At 35.8% G+C, this 16,212-nt stretch carries 18 protein-coding genes; 13 read left to right on the top strand and 5 right to left on the bottom strand.

Annotation, left to right across the window (positions count from 1 at the left end; translation table 11 throughout):
* From P0Y62_18060 to P0Y62_18045, 4 genes are all read left to right on the top strand, one after another.
* Nucleotides 1-288 (top strand): putative quinol monooxygenase, encoded by a 288-nt coding sequence (locus P0Y62_18060; GenBank protein WEK69706.1) that lies wholly within the window; start codon nucleotides 1-3, stop codon nucleotides 286-288.
* A 150-nt stretch (nucleotides 289-438) separates the two neighbouring features.
* On the top strand, nucleotides 439-1,191 hold the full coding sequence (locus tag P0Y62_18055; GenBank protein WEK69705.1) for a type 1 glutamine amidotransferase domain-containing protein: 753 nt from the start codon (nucleotides 439-441) through the stop codon (nucleotides 1,189-1,191).
* 32 nt (nucleotides 1,192-1,223) lie between these two features.
* A complete protein-coding gene (locus tag P0Y62_18050; protein WEK69704.1) occupies nucleotides 1,224-1,382 on the top strand; it encodes a hypothetical protein in 159 nt (52 codons plus the stop codon).
* A gap of 8 nt (nucleotides 1,383-1,390) precedes the next feature.
* A complete protein-coding gene (locus P0Y62_18045) occupies nucleotides 1,391-2,374 on the top strand; it encodes an aldo/keto reductase (protein ID WEK69703.1) in 984 nt (327 codons plus the stop codon).
* A gap of 60 nt (nucleotides 2,375-2,434) precedes the next feature.
* Here the strand turns inward: P0Y62_18045 and P0Y62_18040 are convergent, their stop codons facing one another.
* Both P0Y62_18040 and P0Y62_18035 read right to left on the bottom strand, forming a co-directional pair.
* The gene (locus tag P0Y62_18040; protein WEK69702.1) at nucleotides 2,435-2,878 is read right to left on the bottom strand and encodes a carboxymuconolactone decarboxylase family protein; all 444 of its coding nucleotides are present in this window, start codon (nucleotides 2,876-2,878) and stop codon (nucleotides 2,435-2,437) included.
* A gap of 65 nt (nucleotides 2,879-2,943) precedes the next feature.
* On the bottom strand, nucleotides 2,944-3,516 hold the full coding sequence (locus tag P0Y62_18035; GenBank protein ID WEK69701.1) for a Crp/Fnr family transcriptional regulator: 573 nt from the start codon (nucleotides 3,514-3,516) through the stop codon (nucleotides 2,944-2,946).
* A 65-nt stretch (nucleotides 3,517-3,581) separates the two neighbouring features.
* On the opposite strand from P0Y62_18035, the gene P0Y62_18030 reads away from it, so the two are divergent.
* Nucleotides 3,582-3,947: a DUF1304 domain-containing protein gene (locus P0Y62_18030; GenBank protein ID WEK69700.1), complete on the top strand. Its 366-nt coding sequence runs from the start codon at nucleotides 3,582-3,584 to the stop codon at nucleotides 3,945-3,947.
* Between the two features lie 15 nt (nucleotides 3,948-3,962).
* Here the strand turns inward: P0Y62_18030 and P0Y62_18025 are convergent, their stop codons facing one another.
* Nucleotides 3,963-4,343 (bottom strand): helix-turn-helix domain-containing protein, encoded by a 381-nt coding sequence (locus P0Y62_18025; protein ID WEK69699.1) that lies wholly within the window; start codon nucleotides 4,341-4,343, stop codon nucleotides 3,963-3,965.
* An 89-nt stretch (nucleotides 4,344-4,432) separates the two neighbouring features.
* Here P0Y62_18025 and P0Y62_18020 point away from each other — a divergent pair, with 89 nt between their 5' ends.
* Nucleotides 4,433-5,425, top strand: coding sequence for an NADP-dependent oxidoreductase (locus P0Y62_18020; GenBank protein ID WEK69698.1), 993 nt, complete (start codon nucleotides 4,433-4,435; stop codon nucleotides 5,423-5,425).
* Entirely contained in the window at nucleotides 5,418-5,888 is a 471-nt protein-coding gene (locus P0Y62_18015; protein WEK69697.1) for a cupin domain-containing protein, read from the top strand. Before P0Y62_18020 ends, P0Y62_18015 begins: the two co-directional genes overlap by 8 nt.
* A 42-nt stretch (nucleotides 5,889-5,930) precedes the next feature.
* On the opposite strand, the gene P0Y62_18010 is transcribed toward P0Y62_18015, so the two are convergent.
* Together P0Y62_18010 and P0Y62_18005 are read right to left on the bottom strand one after the other, a co-directional pair.
* Nucleotides 5,931-6,368 (bottom strand): redoxin domain-containing protein, encoded by a 438-nt coding sequence (locus P0Y62_18010; protein WEK71826.1) that lies wholly within the window; start codon nucleotides 6,366-6,368, stop codon nucleotides 5,931-5,933.
* A 139-nt stretch (nucleotides 6,369-6,507) separates the two neighbouring features.
* On the bottom strand, nucleotides 6,508-8,487 hold the full coding sequence (locus tag P0Y62_18005; protein ID WEK69696.1) for a TonB-dependent receptor: 1,980 nt from the start codon (nucleotides 8,485-8,487) through the stop codon (nucleotides 6,508-6,510).
* A 213-nt stretch (nucleotides 8,488-8,700) separates the two neighbouring features.
* On the opposite strand from P0Y62_18005, the gene P0Y62_18000 reads away from it, so the two are divergent.
* The 6 genes from P0Y62_18000 (at nucleotide 8,701) to fahA (ending at nucleotide 16,151) form a co-directional block, all read left to right on the top strand.
* Nucleotides 8,701-9,855 (top strand): homogentisate 1,2-dioxygenase, encoded by a 1,155-nt coding sequence (locus P0Y62_18000; protein WEK69695.1) that lies wholly within the window; start codon nucleotides 8,701-8,703, stop codon nucleotides 9,853-9,855.
* Between the two features lie 178 nt (nucleotides 9,856-10,033).
* On the top strand, nucleotides 10,034-11,545 hold the full coding sequence (locus P0Y62_17995) for a succinate CoA transferase (GenBank protein ID WEK69694.1): 1,512 nt from the start codon (nucleotides 10,034-10,036) through the stop codon (nucleotides 11,543-11,545).
* Between the two features lie 211 nt (nucleotides 11,546-11,756).
* The gene (locus P0Y62_17990; protein WEK69693.1) at nucleotides 11,757-13,031 is read left to right on the top strand and encodes an acetyl-CoA hydrolase/transferase C-terminal domain-containing protein; all 1,275 of its coding nucleotides are present in this window, start codon (nucleotides 11,757-11,759) and stop codon (nucleotides 13,029-13,031) included.
* 159 nt (nucleotides 13,032-13,190) lie between these two features.
* Nucleotides 13,191-14,321 (top strand): 4-hydroxyphenylpyruvate dioxygenase, encoded by a 1,131-nt coding sequence (gene hppD, locus P0Y62_17985; protein WEK69692.1) that lies wholly within the window; start codon nucleotides 13,191-13,193, stop codon nucleotides 14,319-14,321.
* 67 nt (nucleotides 14,322-14,388) lie between these two features.
* Nucleotides 14,389-14,850, top strand: coding sequence for a hypothetical protein (locus P0Y62_17980; protein WEK69691.1), 462 nt, complete (start codon nucleotides 14,389-14,391; stop codon nucleotides 14,848-14,850).
* Nucleotides 14,851-14,903: 53 nt separating this feature from the next.
* Nucleotides 14,904-16,151: a fumarylacetoacetase gene (gene fahA / locus P0Y62_17975; protein ID WEK69690.1), complete on the top strand. Its 1,248-nt coding sequence runs from the start codon at nucleotides 14,904-14,906 to the stop codon at nucleotides 16,149-16,151.
* Nucleotides 16,152-16,212 lie beyond the last annotated feature (61 nt).

The following is a 16,212-nucleotide window of genomic DNA, read 5'->3' as shown; positions in this document are numbered from 1 at the left end:
ATGAAAATCTATCTTACAGCAATCATTAAAGCAAAAGAAGAACACAGAAACGAAGTATTGGAAGTTCTTCAGAATATGGTGAAAGAAACCGTGAAAGAGGAAGCTAATGAATTGTATACGCTTCATCAGGGAATTGAAGATAAAAACCAGTTTATTTTTTATGAAATCTGGAAAAGTGAAGAAGGATTGGCACAACACAATCAGCAGTCTTATATTCAGGCTTTCGGAGCTTTGATTGATGAAAAATTGCAGGAAAAACCACAGATTTATTTAACTGAAATTATATAATCATTAAAATAAAACTTAAACCATTAAGGAAATTTAGAAGTTAAGATCCATTAAGCATCAGTAAATTTTACGATCCCTTTTTTAAAGCAGAACTAAATCTTAATATTCTAAACTTCTTAAAAGAAACTTAATGGTTAACTTAAAACATTTATGAAAAAATTAGCATTACTTATCTTTTCAATTTTCACGATAGGATTCATTCAGGCACAAACCAAAAAATCTAAAAATATGAAAAAGAAAATTTTATTTGTCGTTACCAGTCACGACAAAAAAGGAGATACAGGTCAGGAGACGGGATATTATCTTGGTGAAGTTTCTCATCCGTGGGAAGTTCTTCACAAAGCGGGATACGAAATAGATTTTGTAAGTCCGAAAGGCGGAACTCCTCCTGTTGACGGATTCGATTTGAAAGATCCGGTAAACAAAGAATTCTGGGAAAATAAAGAATACAAAAACAAGATCGATCATTCTCTGACGCCCTCTCAAGTAAATCCAAATGACTACTCTACCATCTTTTATGCGGGAGGACATGGTGCAATGTGGGATTTTGCTGACAACACAGAACTCGCTGCCATTGCTTCAAAAATTTATGAAAACGGAGGAATTGTAGCCGGAGTTTGTCATGGTCCTGCAGGTTTGGTCAATATCAAACTGAATAACGGTAAATATTTAGTAGATGGTAAAAAAATCAATGCTTTTACCAATGAAGAAGAATCCGAAGTAAAATTAACGAATGTGGTGCCGTTTCTTCTGGAAGATCAATTAAAAGAAAGAGGAGCAAAATTTGAGAAATCAGGACTTTGGCAGAACCATGTAGTAACAGATCAACGCGTGATTACAGGACAGAATCCGCAGTCTGCAAAAAGTGTTGGCGAAGCCATTTTAAAAGAACTAAAAAAATAAACTCATTAAAGTTTTTAGTTAATCGTTTGAAATTGTCACTTATTATAATGACTTCTTCTGTCATTCTGAACGAAGCAAAGCGAAGTGAAGAATCTCTAGTAAAACAGCCTAGATTCTTCCTTCGTCAGAATGACAAAACTGAGAATATTTTCAATCATTTCAAAGCTAAAAACTTTGCAATCAAAATTTAAATAAGAAAATGGAATATAGAAAATTAGGAAACACTGATCTGGAACTTTCAGTGATTACTCACGGAGCTTTTGCCATCGGTGGAAATATGTGGGGAGGAAATGAGAAACAAGATTCCATACATTCAATCCACGCTTCTCTAGATCATGGAGTTACTTCAATTGATACCGCTCCTTTTTACGGTTTTGGGCTGAGCGAAGAAATGATTGGGGAAGCGATCAAAGGAAAAGACCGTTCGAAAATTCAGTTATTGACAAAATTCGGATTGGTCTGGGACGGAAGTAATAATAGTAAAGGAGATTTTTTCTTTGATGCGGAAAAAGACGGCGAAAAAATTCCTGTTTATAAATTCGCATCCAAAGAAAACATTATCAAAGAAGTTGAAGAAAGTTTAAAAAGACTGGGAACAGACTACATCGATCTTTTACAGTTGCACTGGCCGGATTCTACAACACCGATCAGCGAAACCATGGAAACTTTAGAGCTATTAATTCAACAAGGAAAAATAAGAGCTGCAGGAGTGAGTAACTACTCCGTTGAGCAAATGGAAGAAGCTGATAAAACGCTGAAATTAGCCAGCAATCAGGTTTCTTACAGTATGCTGAACCGAGCTATTGAAAATGATCTGGTTCCTTACTCTTTAGAAAATAATTCAGGAATTATTGTATACAGTCCGATGGAAAGAGGTCTTTTGACAGGAAAATATTTCAAAGAAACCCAGCTAAAAGAAAACGATCACAGAAACGGTTATTTTTCACAATTTGACTTACCAAAAGTGAAAAGTTTCTTAGACAAGATCGAACCGATTGCCCAGGAAAAAGGAGCAACGATTTCTCAGTTGGTTTTGAGATGGGCAACTTTACAGCCGGCCATTACAGTAGTTTTAGCAGGAGCAAGAAATGCCCAACAAGCGATTGAAAATGCAAAAGCAATGTCTTTAGATTTATCTCAGGAAGAGTTGGATTCTATTAATACTGCTTTGAAAGAGGTTTAGTTACAATTCAGAAAAAAACGCTTCTCAAAATTGAGAAGCGTTTTTTATAAATAATGCCCGTTATTTCGCAATCGGCATATGCGTACTTATCGCAATTCTGTTCCATGCATTGATCGTAATAATTGCCATGATGATTTGAGCGATTTGACTTTCATCAAAAAGCTGTTTTGCTTTGTCATACGTTTCGTCAGTTAATCCTTTTTGACTGATCAACGTGATCTCTTCAGTCATTGCCAAAAGCACCTGTTCTTCTTCCGTATATAATTCCAATGCTTCTCTCCATGCATTCAAAAGATAGATTCTCTGAGGAGTTTCCCCATATTTCATAGCATCTTTTGTATGCATATCCAAACAGAAAGCACACCCGTTAATCTGTGAAGCTCTGATTTTAATTAATTCTTTCTGAATGGAGTTTAAAGAGATAGTCTGAAGATAGCCTTCCAGTCCAAACATTGCTTTGTAGGCAGCTTTATCAGTTGTTGCCATGTCGAATCTTGCCCTCATAATATTTTGTTTTAAATTTCTGAGACAAAGTTCCTATTTGCAGTCTGTAAAAATCTTAAACTGGTTTAAGAACGTAATTTTGCTCTTATTTCGCTTAAATATTCCGGTGTAAAACCTAAAAACGAAGCAATCAAATATTGAGGAATTCTTTGAATAAACCAAGGATATTGTGTACTGAAATGCACATACAATTCTTCTCTGGACATTTCATATAAATAACGGATTCTTCTTTCCGAAGCTGCATAAGCCCGTTGATATACCATTCTGAAATAACGTTCCATAATGGGATGTTTCTTGAGTAATTTTTCCTGTGTCTGAAGATCTATCATTAAGACTGTAGAGCGTTCAACCGCCTGAATACAAAATTCTGATTTTACCTGTCTTTCATAGGCAAAAGTATCGGTGATCCACCAATTTTCAATAGCGAATTCGGTAGTCTGTTCTATCCCTTTTTCATTGACGAAAAATTTTCGGAGGCAGCCTTTAGCAACAAAATACATAGATCTGCAAACTTCACTATTCAACATCAGATCTTGCTTTTTCTTCACTTCCAATTCCTGAAAGAATGAAAACACCGAAGCAAACTCTTCGTCATCAATGGTAATGAATTTATCTAAATGTTGTTTAAAAGTCTCCATTATTGAAATTGTATAATCAAACTTAACTTTATTTTTTTAGTTTTACAAAGACAAAACAGTAAATCATGGAAATAGTAGCCAAAATCCTAATCGCAGTAGTAGCCATTGAACATCTTTATATTTTATGGATGGAAATGTTTGCATGGGAAACCAAAGGAAAAGAAGTCTTTAAAAAAGCTTTACCAGCGGAAATGTTTAAGCCCACAAAAGGTTTAGCAGCTAACCAAGGTTTATACAATGGTTTTTTAGCAGCCGGATTAATCTGGTCTTTCCTGATTGAAGATCCGAAATGGCAAACGAATGTCGCTTTATTTTTCTTAGGATGCGTTATAGTAGCCGGAATTTACGGTGCCGTTTCCGCAACAAAGAAAATCTTTTTTGTTCAGGCTTTGCCGGCAATTTTAGCGATTGTAGCGGTTTTGCTGAAATAATATTCACTTTAAAGGTTAAGAACTCATCGAATCCTTAATCTTTTCCCGATGAATCAATCCCCAGTTGACTAAAGTTTCCGTGACAGGAAAAACAGATTTTCCATATTCCGTCACCGCGTATGTTACCGTTATTGGTTTTGTATCCTGAATGGTTCTGGTAATTAACAAATTCATTTCCAACTCTTTCAGTTCTTTGCTCAGCATTTTAGCCGAAATTCCTTCAATTCCTCTTTCCAGTTTTTTAAAATGAATCTGCTGGTCGGTTCGGTTTGTTAAATATCGTAAAATCATCAATTTCCATTTTCCGCCCAGAACATCCAGACTATCACGCATTGCGAATAATTCTTCGGTACAGGTTGCGGGTCTTTCTATTCCGTTTTCGATAATGTTTGCCATAATAGTTACTTTAGAGTTACTAGTTACCACTAGTTAACTAGTAGCAAATATAAACTATTCTATTTTTACATTTGTCTCAAATTAACGTTATGAAAGCTGTTATTTTAAACGAAAACTTCCAACTCGAAGACGGTTTTACTGAAAAGCCTTCCATTAAGGATAATGAAGTTTTAATTCAGATTAAAGCCAGTGGTTTCAATCCGATTGATTATCAAATGTTGGAAAATGAGCTGGAAAGAAAATTAATCAGCTCACTGATTTTGGGTCGTGAACTTTCCGGGGTTATTGCTGAAAAAGGAGATCATGTTTCAGGATTTCAAATAGGTGATGAAGTATTTTGCGGAAGCGGCTCAATGGGAAGTAATGGAACATATGCTGAATTTATTGCTGTTCCAGCAGCAATTGTTGCTCTAAAGCCTCAAAATATATCTTTCGAACAAGCTGCTGCTATTCCATCTGTCGGATTAACTGCACTTCAAATTTTTAAAAGATTAAATATAAACCCAAAAGACACAATTCTTATTACAGGCGCTGCAGGCGGAGTCGGATCTTTTTTGACTAAGCTATTCGTTGCAAATGGTTTTAAAAATATTGTTGCAACAGCAGGTAGTAAAGAAAACAGGGATATTTTAATGGAAATTGGTTTAGAAGATCATCAGATTGTTAATTACAAAGAAGAAAATCTTAGAATGAATCTTTTAAAAGCCAATAACAATCAACCTTTTGACTTTGGAGTCGATCTTGTCGGAAACTATATATCCGAGATTACTGCAGATATTTTAAAAATCAACGGAACCTATGTGAATGTTACAGCTTTTATTACAAAAGATGCCTATGAAATGCTTTTCAATAAAGGAACCGTGATCATGAATATTTCAAATTATTCCTATTCGATGAACAATGATTATCAATACTATAAAAAAGGCTTAGAAGAGATTTCCAGACTGATAGAAAACGGAAATATCACTCCTCCCAATTACAGAACCGTAGGAAGTCTTTCTAAGGAAACTGTACTGACAGTACATTCTCTGCTAAAAAACTATCAGACCCAAGGCAATAAATTAATTATGACTCATGAATAAAATACCTAGAAGAATTGTAACAGGAATTAAAGATGGAAAATCTGTAATCATAGAAGATGAAACGGTAAAAAATGCCATAGAACATTTTCCGGACTTAATCATTTCTGATCTTTGGAATACCCAGCAAATGCCTGCAAGTTTAGATTTTGAAACTCCAATTCCCAACACAGGATATCCGCAGACTCCGAAAAACGGAACTTATTTCCGTTACGTTTCTATTCCACCGGATAAAGATTTAGGCGTTGAAATAGAAGCAGGAAAGCCTCACCCGATGATGCATAAGACGCAGACATTGGATTATATCATTATTCTCTCCGGAGAATTATATTTAATAATGGAAGAAGGAGAAACACTGCTTAAAGCCGGAGATATTGTGATCCAAAGAGGAACCAATCATGCATGGAGTAACCGTTCTGAAGAACCCTGCATCCAATTAGCCATATTGATTGATGCTGAAAAATAATAACAAAATCTTCCCGCAGTTTTTTTATATAATCTGTGGGGATTAAAAATTTAAAATATTTTCAAGTTTGCGTTTCATTTCTTCCGGGTTAAATAAACCTTCATGATATTCTATCAAACGCTGATTTTGATCTAAAATAATCCACAACGGATATACAGGCTGGTTTTTATTTTTTGATAACGCTAAAGCCAATTCATGAATTCCTGAATTTCCATTGGGTAAGTAATTAAACTCTCTTCCCTGAAAGCTGATCTTTTCTTTCATTTTTTCCGGATTAAAACTAATCAGGTAAAAATTCTTATTGATCAGTTGAACCAACTGTTTATCCTTATTCAATTGAAAAGATTCGATTTTACAAACTGAACACCAACTTGTGTACATATGAATAATAATCGGCTTTGGATTTTCTTTCTGCTGAATTTCCAATTCCGAAAAAGTGCCCGTCTTCATCTGCGAGAGACAAAAACAGGGCACCAACATTAAAAATAAAAATATTGCTGAAAATTTCACTTTATTCGTTTTAATTTTATGATTTTGGAAATACTATTTTAAACGCAAAGTTTTAATTTTCTTTAATTTTATAATATCAATCTTTGCGTTAAAATCTTCAACACTTTAATTATTTTAAAGTATATTTTACTCCCAAGAATCCTCGTATTTTCTGCATCGGAGCGTATCCGTAAGTCGTATCAAAAGTATAATGATAAGGATTACTGATCGGGTCATCAACATTTTTATCAAACGGATCAAACGGTCGCATCAAAGGATTTTTCGGAGTGAAATTGAACAGATTTTTAATTCCGCAATACACCTCAAATCCAGATTTGAAACTCTTCGAAACCTGAATATTTGCCAAAGAATAAAACGGAGAATATTCAGGGCGGTAATCATTCGGCAAAACTGGTAACCTCATCGGTCCGTAGAACTGCCCTGTAAAATCTATGGTTAAATTATTTCTGAATTTATAGCTCAAATTATACGTTCCACTCCATTTTGGGGCATGAAGCTGTTGGGATTTTTCATTTTCACCGTCAAATTTCTGATACACATCCAGATAAGTGACTCCCAAATTGATGTTCAAAGGAAAATTAAAAGTATAATCTACATTCAGAGAAGCGCCTCTGGAAATTCCATAACCGTGAAGATTATCGTAAATGATTTTCTCAGGATCAGTATCAAAATCACCGACAATTTTATTACTGAAATAAGTATAAAAAGCTGAAGCATCCAGATTGATTAACTTATCTCCAACAGAAATTTTCCAGACATAATTCAAATTTCCGTTGATTGATTTTTCAGGCTTTAAATCTGATTTAATCACAACTTCACGCGATCCTGTCAAAGCAGCATGATCTTCCGTAAATAAATTCACCACACGGAAACCCGTCCCAAAGTTGAGCCTCAATGTATGGTAAGGATTGGGAGAAAACTTCCAGGCAAAACGTGGTGAATGTACAGCATGATGGATTTTATCATAATCAAATCTGTATCCTAACAACAGCGTATTCTTTTCATTTATTTCCCATTGATCCTGAATAAAAGCTCCAAAAATCGGTGATTTCATTGGCTCATTAGTTACACCGTCTGAAGAAAGCGTTCCCGGTGTGTTATCATCATAATACGTTTTCTTGAAAGTCACCCCCAAGATCAAATCATGGTTTCCCAATTTTTTATCCCAATAAGTTTGTGTAAAAGCTACTTTCTGTGTCGCTACAAAAGGATTGGTTCCATAAAAGGAATTCTGATCATGAAAATTGTAAGAAAACTGAGTGATTATATTTTCCTTCATCGGCCACTGATAAACCCCAAAAGCTTCTACTCTATTCGTATAAATACTTTCTCCATAAACCTCATCACTTCCACGATACGATTTATTCCATTGCATTTCTCCTCCAAAACGGTCCTCATATAAATATCTCAGGGCAAAACTCGCCAGTCGGTTTTCTTTTCTTTGAAAATTCCATTTATTAAAAACAGAAATCCTGTTTTGTAGGGCTGCATCTGTGAAATTATCTTTATTGTAATCAAATCTTTTCTCAAAGTTGAAATAATTTAAACTTAATAATGAAGCTACATTTTTACCCAGATTAAATTTTGTGGAAAGATCAAGATTATTTTCACTCCAGGTCGTTGTCATTAAGTCTACACTTAATTTCGGAGCGGTTAGAGCGTTTTTTGTAATGATATTAATAACTCCTCCCATGGCTTCAGAGCCGTAAATAGAAGAAGCAGGACCTTTTACAACTTCAATTCTATCCACTAAACTGTTGGGAATTCCACTCAGTCCGTAAACTGTTGAAAGGGAACTTACAATTGGCATTCCGTCAATTAAAATCATTGTATAAGGACCTTCTAATCCGTTGATGTGGATATCTCCTGTATTACAAACCGAACAGTTTAGCTGTGGCTTTACTCCATTTACCATAGAAATGGCTTCAAAAATACTTGGCGTAGGATTTTTCTGGAAAAACTTTTGAGAATAAATTTCCACAGCCACCGGACTTTTAGACTTACTTATTGGTTTTATAGTTCCGGTAATCACTACATCATCAATGTCCTTCGTCTTGATTTTTCTGTCTGAGATTTTAACTGAATCCATTTTCTCTGATGGTTTTATATGCAAACTATCAGCTTCTTGTGAAAAGCAATAACCGGAAAAAAAAAGGGCAGAAAATAATATTTGCTTCATGAAATTAAAATTGTTAGACAAAGCTAACAATTATTTTTCAATCACAAAACTATGTATGAAAAATAATATTAAATCGGATTCATGAAAAAGTATTAAATTTGAGAGTCAACATATAAAAGTAAAATGAGATATCATCAGTCGGGAAATATCCCACAAAAAAGGCATACGATTTTCAAATCTCCTGAAGATAAATTTTACTATGAACAGCTTTTCGGAACCGAAGGTTTTCATGGAATTTCTTCATTATTGTACCACATTCACCGTCCGACTCAGATCAAATCGATTGGCGAACCGAAAGATGTAGCACCGAAAATCGCAGTTGAGAAAAACGTAACTCCAAGAATGTTTAAAGGAATGAATGTAACTCCTGAAAACGATTTCTTGGACAGCCGTAAGTTTTTGATGGTAAACAATGACCTGAAAATGGGATTGTCGAAGCCAAGAAAATCGATGGATTATTTCTATAAAAATGCTGAATGTGATGAGCTTTTATACGCTCACAGCGGAAGCGGGATTTTAAAAACTTTTGTTGGAAACCTTGAATTTTCTGTTGGTGATTACTTAATTATCCCAAGAGGAACCATTTATCAGGTTGAACTGCATTCTGACGACACCGTTTTCTTTGTGGTAGAAAGCCATTCTCCGATTTATACTCCGAAGAGATACAGAAATGAATTTGGCCAATTGTTGGAACATTCTCCGTTTTGCGAAAGAGATATCATCACTCCTACTTTTGTTGAGCCAAAAGACGAAAAGGGGGAATTTTTAATTAAAGTAAAAAAGGAAAATCAGATCACGGATTTCATCTACGCAACGCATCCGTTTGATGTAGTAGGTTGGGACGGATATTTTTATCCTTATAAATTCAATATTAAAAACTTTGAACCGATTACGGGAAGAATTCACCAACCGCCTCCAGTTCACCAGACGTTTGAAGCGCATAATTTTGTTGTGTGTTCGTTCTGCGCCAGAATGTACGATTATCATCCGCAGGCAATTCCCGCACCTTATAATCATTCCAACATTGATTCTGATGAGGTATTATTCTATACAGAAGGTGATTTCATGAGCCGTAATCATATTGATTTAATGGACTTTACGCTTCACCCAGGAGGAATTGTACACGGGCCTCATCCTGGAGCAATGGAAAGAAGTATCGGTAAAAAATTCACAGAAGAATACGCAGTAATGGTAGATCCTTTCCGCCCGTTAAAACTTACGGAGGAAGCTTTGAAAGTGGAAGACCCTTCATACAAAACTTCCTGGCTGGAGGAATAAAAATTTCCTTTTTTAAAGGTTATAAAAAGAATTATGAAATAAATATAAAAGATGCCTTAAACAACTGTTTAAAGCATCTTTTTTTTGTAAATTTGTAAGATTAGGATTAACATTTTATCATCCTTTATTTTATACTACAACATGGAATAATGGGTGGATAAAATCAAATAAAGAGTAAATGTTAGAAAGAATCAGACTAGAAAGTCTACACAAGAAAGTAACCACAGTAGAAAATGCCGTCAATATCATTAAAGATGGCATGGTAGTAGGATCCAGCGGTTTTACAAAAGCCGGAGACAGCAAGGCTATTTTAGCTGCACTGGCTGAAAAAGGCAAAACCGAAGATCTGAAAATTACCTTAATGACCGGGGCCTCTTTAGGACACGGAACAGACGGAAAGCTCGCAGAAGCCAATGTCGTAAAAAAAAGGATGCCGTTTCAGGTAGACCCTATTCTCAGAAATAAAATCAACAAAGGTGAAATTCTTTTCATCGATCAGCATTTAAGTGAAAGTGCAGAGCTTCTTCACACCAAAAATTTACAAAACATTGATGTTGCCGTAATTGAAGCTGCTTATATTGAAAGAGACGGAAGTATTGTCCCGACAACCTCCGTAGGAAATTCGGTAACTTTTGCTGCTTTGGCTAAAAAAATAATCATTGAGATCAATACAGAAGTTCCCGAAGAAGTATACGGAATTCACGATATTTATCAGGCGGAAGATTATCCGTACAGAAATGTAATTCCTATTGTTGCACCATGGAATAAAATCGGAAGAAAAAGTATTCCGGTAGATCCTGAAAAAATTGAAGCGATTGTTTTTACCAATCTTAAAGACAGCCCTGCCGATATTGCTGAACCAGATACAAAAACAACAGCCATTGCAAAACATATCATTGAGTTTTTTGAAAATGAAGTTCGTTTAGGCAGACTTACAGACAGACTTCTTCCTCTTCAGGCAGGAATCGGTAAAGTAGCCAATGCGGTTCTTACTGGGTTTAAAGACAGTAACTTTTATGATTTAACCATGTTTTCAGAAGTATTACAGGACAGTACTTTTGATCTGATTGATGCAGGAAAATTAAGTTTTGCTTCAGCATCTTCAGTAACGGTTTCTAAAGACTGCTATGACCGGGTGTTTGGAAATCTTGGAAAATACAGAGAGAAATTTGTTTTAAGACCTCAAAATATCTCCAATACACCGGGACTGATCAGAAGACTGGGTGTAATTGCCATCAATACGGCTATAGAATTTGATATTTACGGAAATGTAAATTCTACGCATATCGGAGGAACAAAAATCATGAACGGTATTGGTGGTTCGGGTGACTTTGCCAGAAATGCTTACTTAAGTATTTTCGTAACTCAGGCTGCTTCTAAAGAAAATAAAATTTCACACGTTCTGCCAATGGTTTCTCATACCGATCACACAGAACACGATGTTGATATTCTGGTAACCGATATAGGTTTAGCCGATTTACGTGGACTCGCTCCGAGAGAAAGAGCCCAGAAGATCATTGATAATTGTGTTCATCCGGATTATAAAGAAGAACTGCAGTCTTATTTTGACCGCGCCTGTGAAAGAGGAGGACATACTCCACATCTTCTGGAAGAATCTTTCAGCTGGCATTTAAGGTTCTCACAAACGGGAAGCATGAAGAAGGAAACTGCCACAGAAGTTTTAAATTAATTAGTTTTAAAATAAAATATAAAAGACTAGGTGTAACACACTTGGTCTTTTTTGTTTGCCTGTTTTTTATTAATTTTATTCAACATGATAAAAGTCTCGTGACCAGTCCGTAAAATTTAAGCCAAGTAAAAATGATATGAATTATCTTTGAAAAAAGCGTACTTTTTAATTCACAATAAATCATTCAACAACATCATAAAATATTACTATTATGTACAACTATATAAGTGCCGAAGAAGCTGTATATACCGTAAAAAGCGGAAACAGGGTATTTTTTCACGGAAGTGCATGTACCCCCAATCATTTAATTGACGAACTGGCAAGACAATCTCACCGCCTTTCCAATGTGGAAATGGTTTCGATTACCCAACAGGGAAATGTTGAAATTGCAAAACCGGAATATAAAGACAGCTTTTTCATCAATTCTCTTTTCGTTTCAACGCCGGTGCGAGGTGCCGTAAATTCTGATCGTGGAGATTTTGTACCTGTCTTTTTAAGTGAAATTCCTATTTTATTCAGAAAAAATATTCTGCCTTTGGATGTAGCTATGATCACGGTTTCTCCCCCGGATAAACATGGCTTTTGTACTTTAGGAACATCAGTAGATATTGCGAGAGCCGCTGTAGACACCGCAAAAACCATTGTGGCAATCGTCAATCCGTTGATGCCCAGAACTCACGGTGACGGAATGATCCATGTAAACAGAATTCATAAACTGGTATGGCATGAAGAAGAGCTTCCGACAGTGGATTATGGTTCAAAAGTGGGGCCTGAAGAAATGGAAGTCGGGAAAAATGTGGCAGAACTGATTGAAGATAAGTCTACGCTGCAAATGGGAATAGGAACAATTCCTGATGCGGTTTTAAAATGCCTAGGAAATCATAAAGATCTGGGTATTCATACTGAAATGTTGAGTGACGGAGTGATTGATTTGATCCAAAATGATGTCATCAACAATAAATACAAAGGCTATAATGACAATAAAACGATTACCAGCTTTTGTTTCGGAACAAGAAAATTATACGATTATGTAGATGACAATACGGTTTTTTCATTTGATGATGTAAGTACTGTGAATTTTCCAATTAATATCATGAGAAACAAAAAAATGGTGGCTATTAATTCTGCCATCGAAATAGATCTTACGGGCCAGGTTTGTGCAGATTCTATAGGAACCATGCAGTACAGCGGAATCGGCGGACAAATGGATTTTATGAGAGGAGCGGCATTAAGTGAAGACGGAAAACCTATTATTGCCATTACTTCAAGAACTAAAAAGGGAATTTCCAGAATTGTTCCTTATCTGAAACAGGGAGCCGGAGTTGTTACAACGAGAGGTCACATTCATTACGTGGTTACTGAATATGGAACGGCTTATCTATACGGGAAAAACTTACGACAAAGAGCTCAGGAACTGATCAGCATTGCGCATCCTGATGATCGGGAAATGCTGGAAAGAGCCGCTTTCGAAAGATTTAAACATTAAATTGAACTCTAAATAATCTTTTACAAGAGTGCTTTTTGCATTTTAAACAACTCCCGAACATTTTATTAAAACTTTAACTAACGGTTGTTTGCTTCGGTTTTAAATATTTCAGGGAATTTCGTAATTTGCACACTATAAATAAAAGTAAAAATAGAAAATATGTCAACACTTACATTTGCCGAAAAAATTGCTCAAGCAGAGAATTTTTTACCGATTAACGGTACGGATTACATTGAGTTTTATGTAGGAAATGCTAAACAGGCTGCTCATTATTACAAAACCGCTTTTGGTTTCCAGTCTGTAGCTTACGCTGGTCCTGAAACAGGAGTAAGAGATCGTGCTTCTTATGTTCTGCAACAGGGAAAAATCAGATTGGTTCTTACTACAGGATTAAAATCAGATTCTCCGATCAATGAACACGTAAAAAAACATGGGGATGGAGTAAAAGTTTTGGCACTTTGGGTAGATGACGCCTACAAAGCTTTCGAAGAAACTACTAAAAGAGGTGGAAAACCATATTTAGAGCCTGTAACTTTGACAGATGAAAACGGTGAAGTAAGAATGTCCGGAATCTATACTTACGGAGAAACTGTTCACATGTTTGTAGAAAGAAAAAATTATACAGGTCCTTTCATGCCTGGTTATGAAAAATTGGAAAGTGCTTACAACCCGGAAGATGCCGGATTATTGTACGTAGACCACTGTGTAGGAAACGTTGACTGGGACAGAATGCTTCCAACGGTTGAGTGGTACGAAAAAGTAATGGGATTTGTGAACATCCTTTCTTTTGATGACAAACAAATCAACACAGAATATTCTGCTTTGATGTCTAAAGTAATGTCAAACGGAAACGGATATGCAAAATTCCCGATCAACGAACCAGCGGAAGGTAAAAAGAAATCTCAGGTGGAAGAATACCTTGATTTCTATGAAGGTGAAGGAGTACAACACATTGCAGTGGCTACAAAAGATATCATCCACACGGTAACTGAATTGAAAAAACGTGGTGTAGAATTCCTTTCTGCTCCACCAGAAGCCTATTATGACATGGTTCCTGAAAGAGTAGGCCACATCGACGAAGATCTTAAAAAACTTCAGGAATTAGGGATTCTTATTGATCATGATGAAGAAGGATATTTACTGCAAATCTTTACTAAACCTGTAGAAGACCGCCCTACCCTGTTCTTTGAAATCATTGAAAGACATGGAGCTCAAAGTTTCGGTGCGGGTAACTTTAAAGCATTATTCGAAGCTTTGGAGAGAGAGCAGGAAAGAAGAGGAAATCTTTAATTTTAAATACAATACCAAGTTTTGTCAGGATTCGATCTTGACAAAACTTTTTTATAAAACACCTTATATGAAAAAAATTCTCATCGGCCTTTCATTACTGTCAACACTGGTAAGTGTAAAAGCTCAATACGGAACTGCAAACGAAATTCTTACCCAACTTGAAGAAAGGAAAGGTATTAATCAGCATCTTGGAGACGTAAGTATAGATAATAAAAAATTCGTTTTCATTAAAGACGCGGAAGATCATACGGAAAGAGATTTTATTGTGATCAAAGGCAACAAAGTGACTTATGTAGAAGTTTTTGATGATAAAGCGACAGGAGAAAGCAGCTCAAATGTTTTTTCCGGCGATATGGTAAGAAGCAGAAAAAATATCATTTCCTTACGCGCCGACATGCTGGAAAATCAAAAAGTTCCGATTCCTGTGACTAAAACCTTGTTATTGACCAAGCAAAAGGATATTCTATACCTTATTGATGTCAATACCAAAGACCGATGGATCGATGAAGAATCTTATTCAAAAAAATAACAACCTGGAATTCGGGAAAATTCATTCTTAAATTCTTATTTAATCCTAAACTTATGAAATCATTTGTAGAATATTCGTCAAATTCAGACTTCTCAATTCATAATATTCCTTTTGGTGTAGCCGTATTCAATAAAGAATATATCGGCTGCTGTACCAGAATCGGCGATCAGGTAATTGATCTTGCAACATTATATGATCTTGCCTATTTCGAAGAGATTGAAGGTCTTGATGATAATGTTTTTGAAGCTTATACCCTAAACGAATTTATTGAGCTTGGAAAACCCATTACCAATGCCGTTCGTTTGAAAATTCAGGAATTATTATTGGAAGGCTCTACGTTGTCAAAAGATCAGAAAACTATCGAAGCAGCATTCTATGATCTGGATAAAGTAAAAATGATGATGCCGGTTCACATTCCGAACTATACAGATTTTTACAGCAGCATAGAACATGCAACCAATGTTGGAAAAATGTTCAGAGATCCTACCAATGCTTTACTACCCAACTGGAAGCATCTTCCTGTAGGATACCATGGTAGAGCTTCTTCTATTGTCGTTTCGGGCACTGAGATCAATCGTCCGAAAGGTCAGATGAAACCTGCAGATGTAGAAAAACCAGTTTTCGGGCCTTGCAAGCAGCTGGATTTCGAACTGGAAATGGCATTTATCATCAATAAAAACACAGAGATGGGCGAAAGTATTTCTACCAAAGAAGCTGAAGATGCCATTTTCGGAATGGTGGTTTTCAATGACTGGTCTGCAAGAGATATCCAGTCTTGGGAATATGTTCCGTTGGGACCATTTTTAGCTAAAAATTTCGGTTCGTCAATTTCTCCATGGGTGGTTACTTTAGAAGCTTTGGAGCCGTTCAGAACAACTTCTCCGGTTCAGGATCCTGAAGTGTTGGATTATCTGAAATTTGAAGGAGATAAAAATTACGACATCAACCTTGAAGTCTATATTCAGCCTGAAAATGGTGATCAAAATCTAATCAGTGAAAGTAATTACAAACATATGTACTGGAATATGACTCAGCAATTGGCTCATCACACCGTAAATGGCTGTAATGTAGAAGTTGGTGATTTATACGCAAGTGGAACGATTTCCGGAAGCGATCCGAAATCTTTCGGTTCAATGCTTGAATTAACATGGAGAGGACAAAATCCAATCCAATTAAACAACGGACAGGAAAGAAAATTCATCGACGATAATGATACGGTAACCATGAAAGCCTGGGCTGAAAAAGATGGCGTAAGAGTTGGTTTCGGTGAAGTGAGTGGTAAAATTATTCCAGCAATTTAATTATAATTTTTAAATAAATAATTGAGATGCTTCGACAAGCTCAGCATGACATTCCTAATAC

It is taken from the genome of Candidatus Chryseobacterium colombiense, assembly GCA_029203185.1.
Lineage (GTDB): Bacteria > Bacteroidota > Bacteroidia > Flavobacteriales > Weeksellaceae > Chryseobacterium > Chryseobacterium colombiense.
This window is presented reverse-complemented; position numbering and strand designations above follow the sequence as displayed.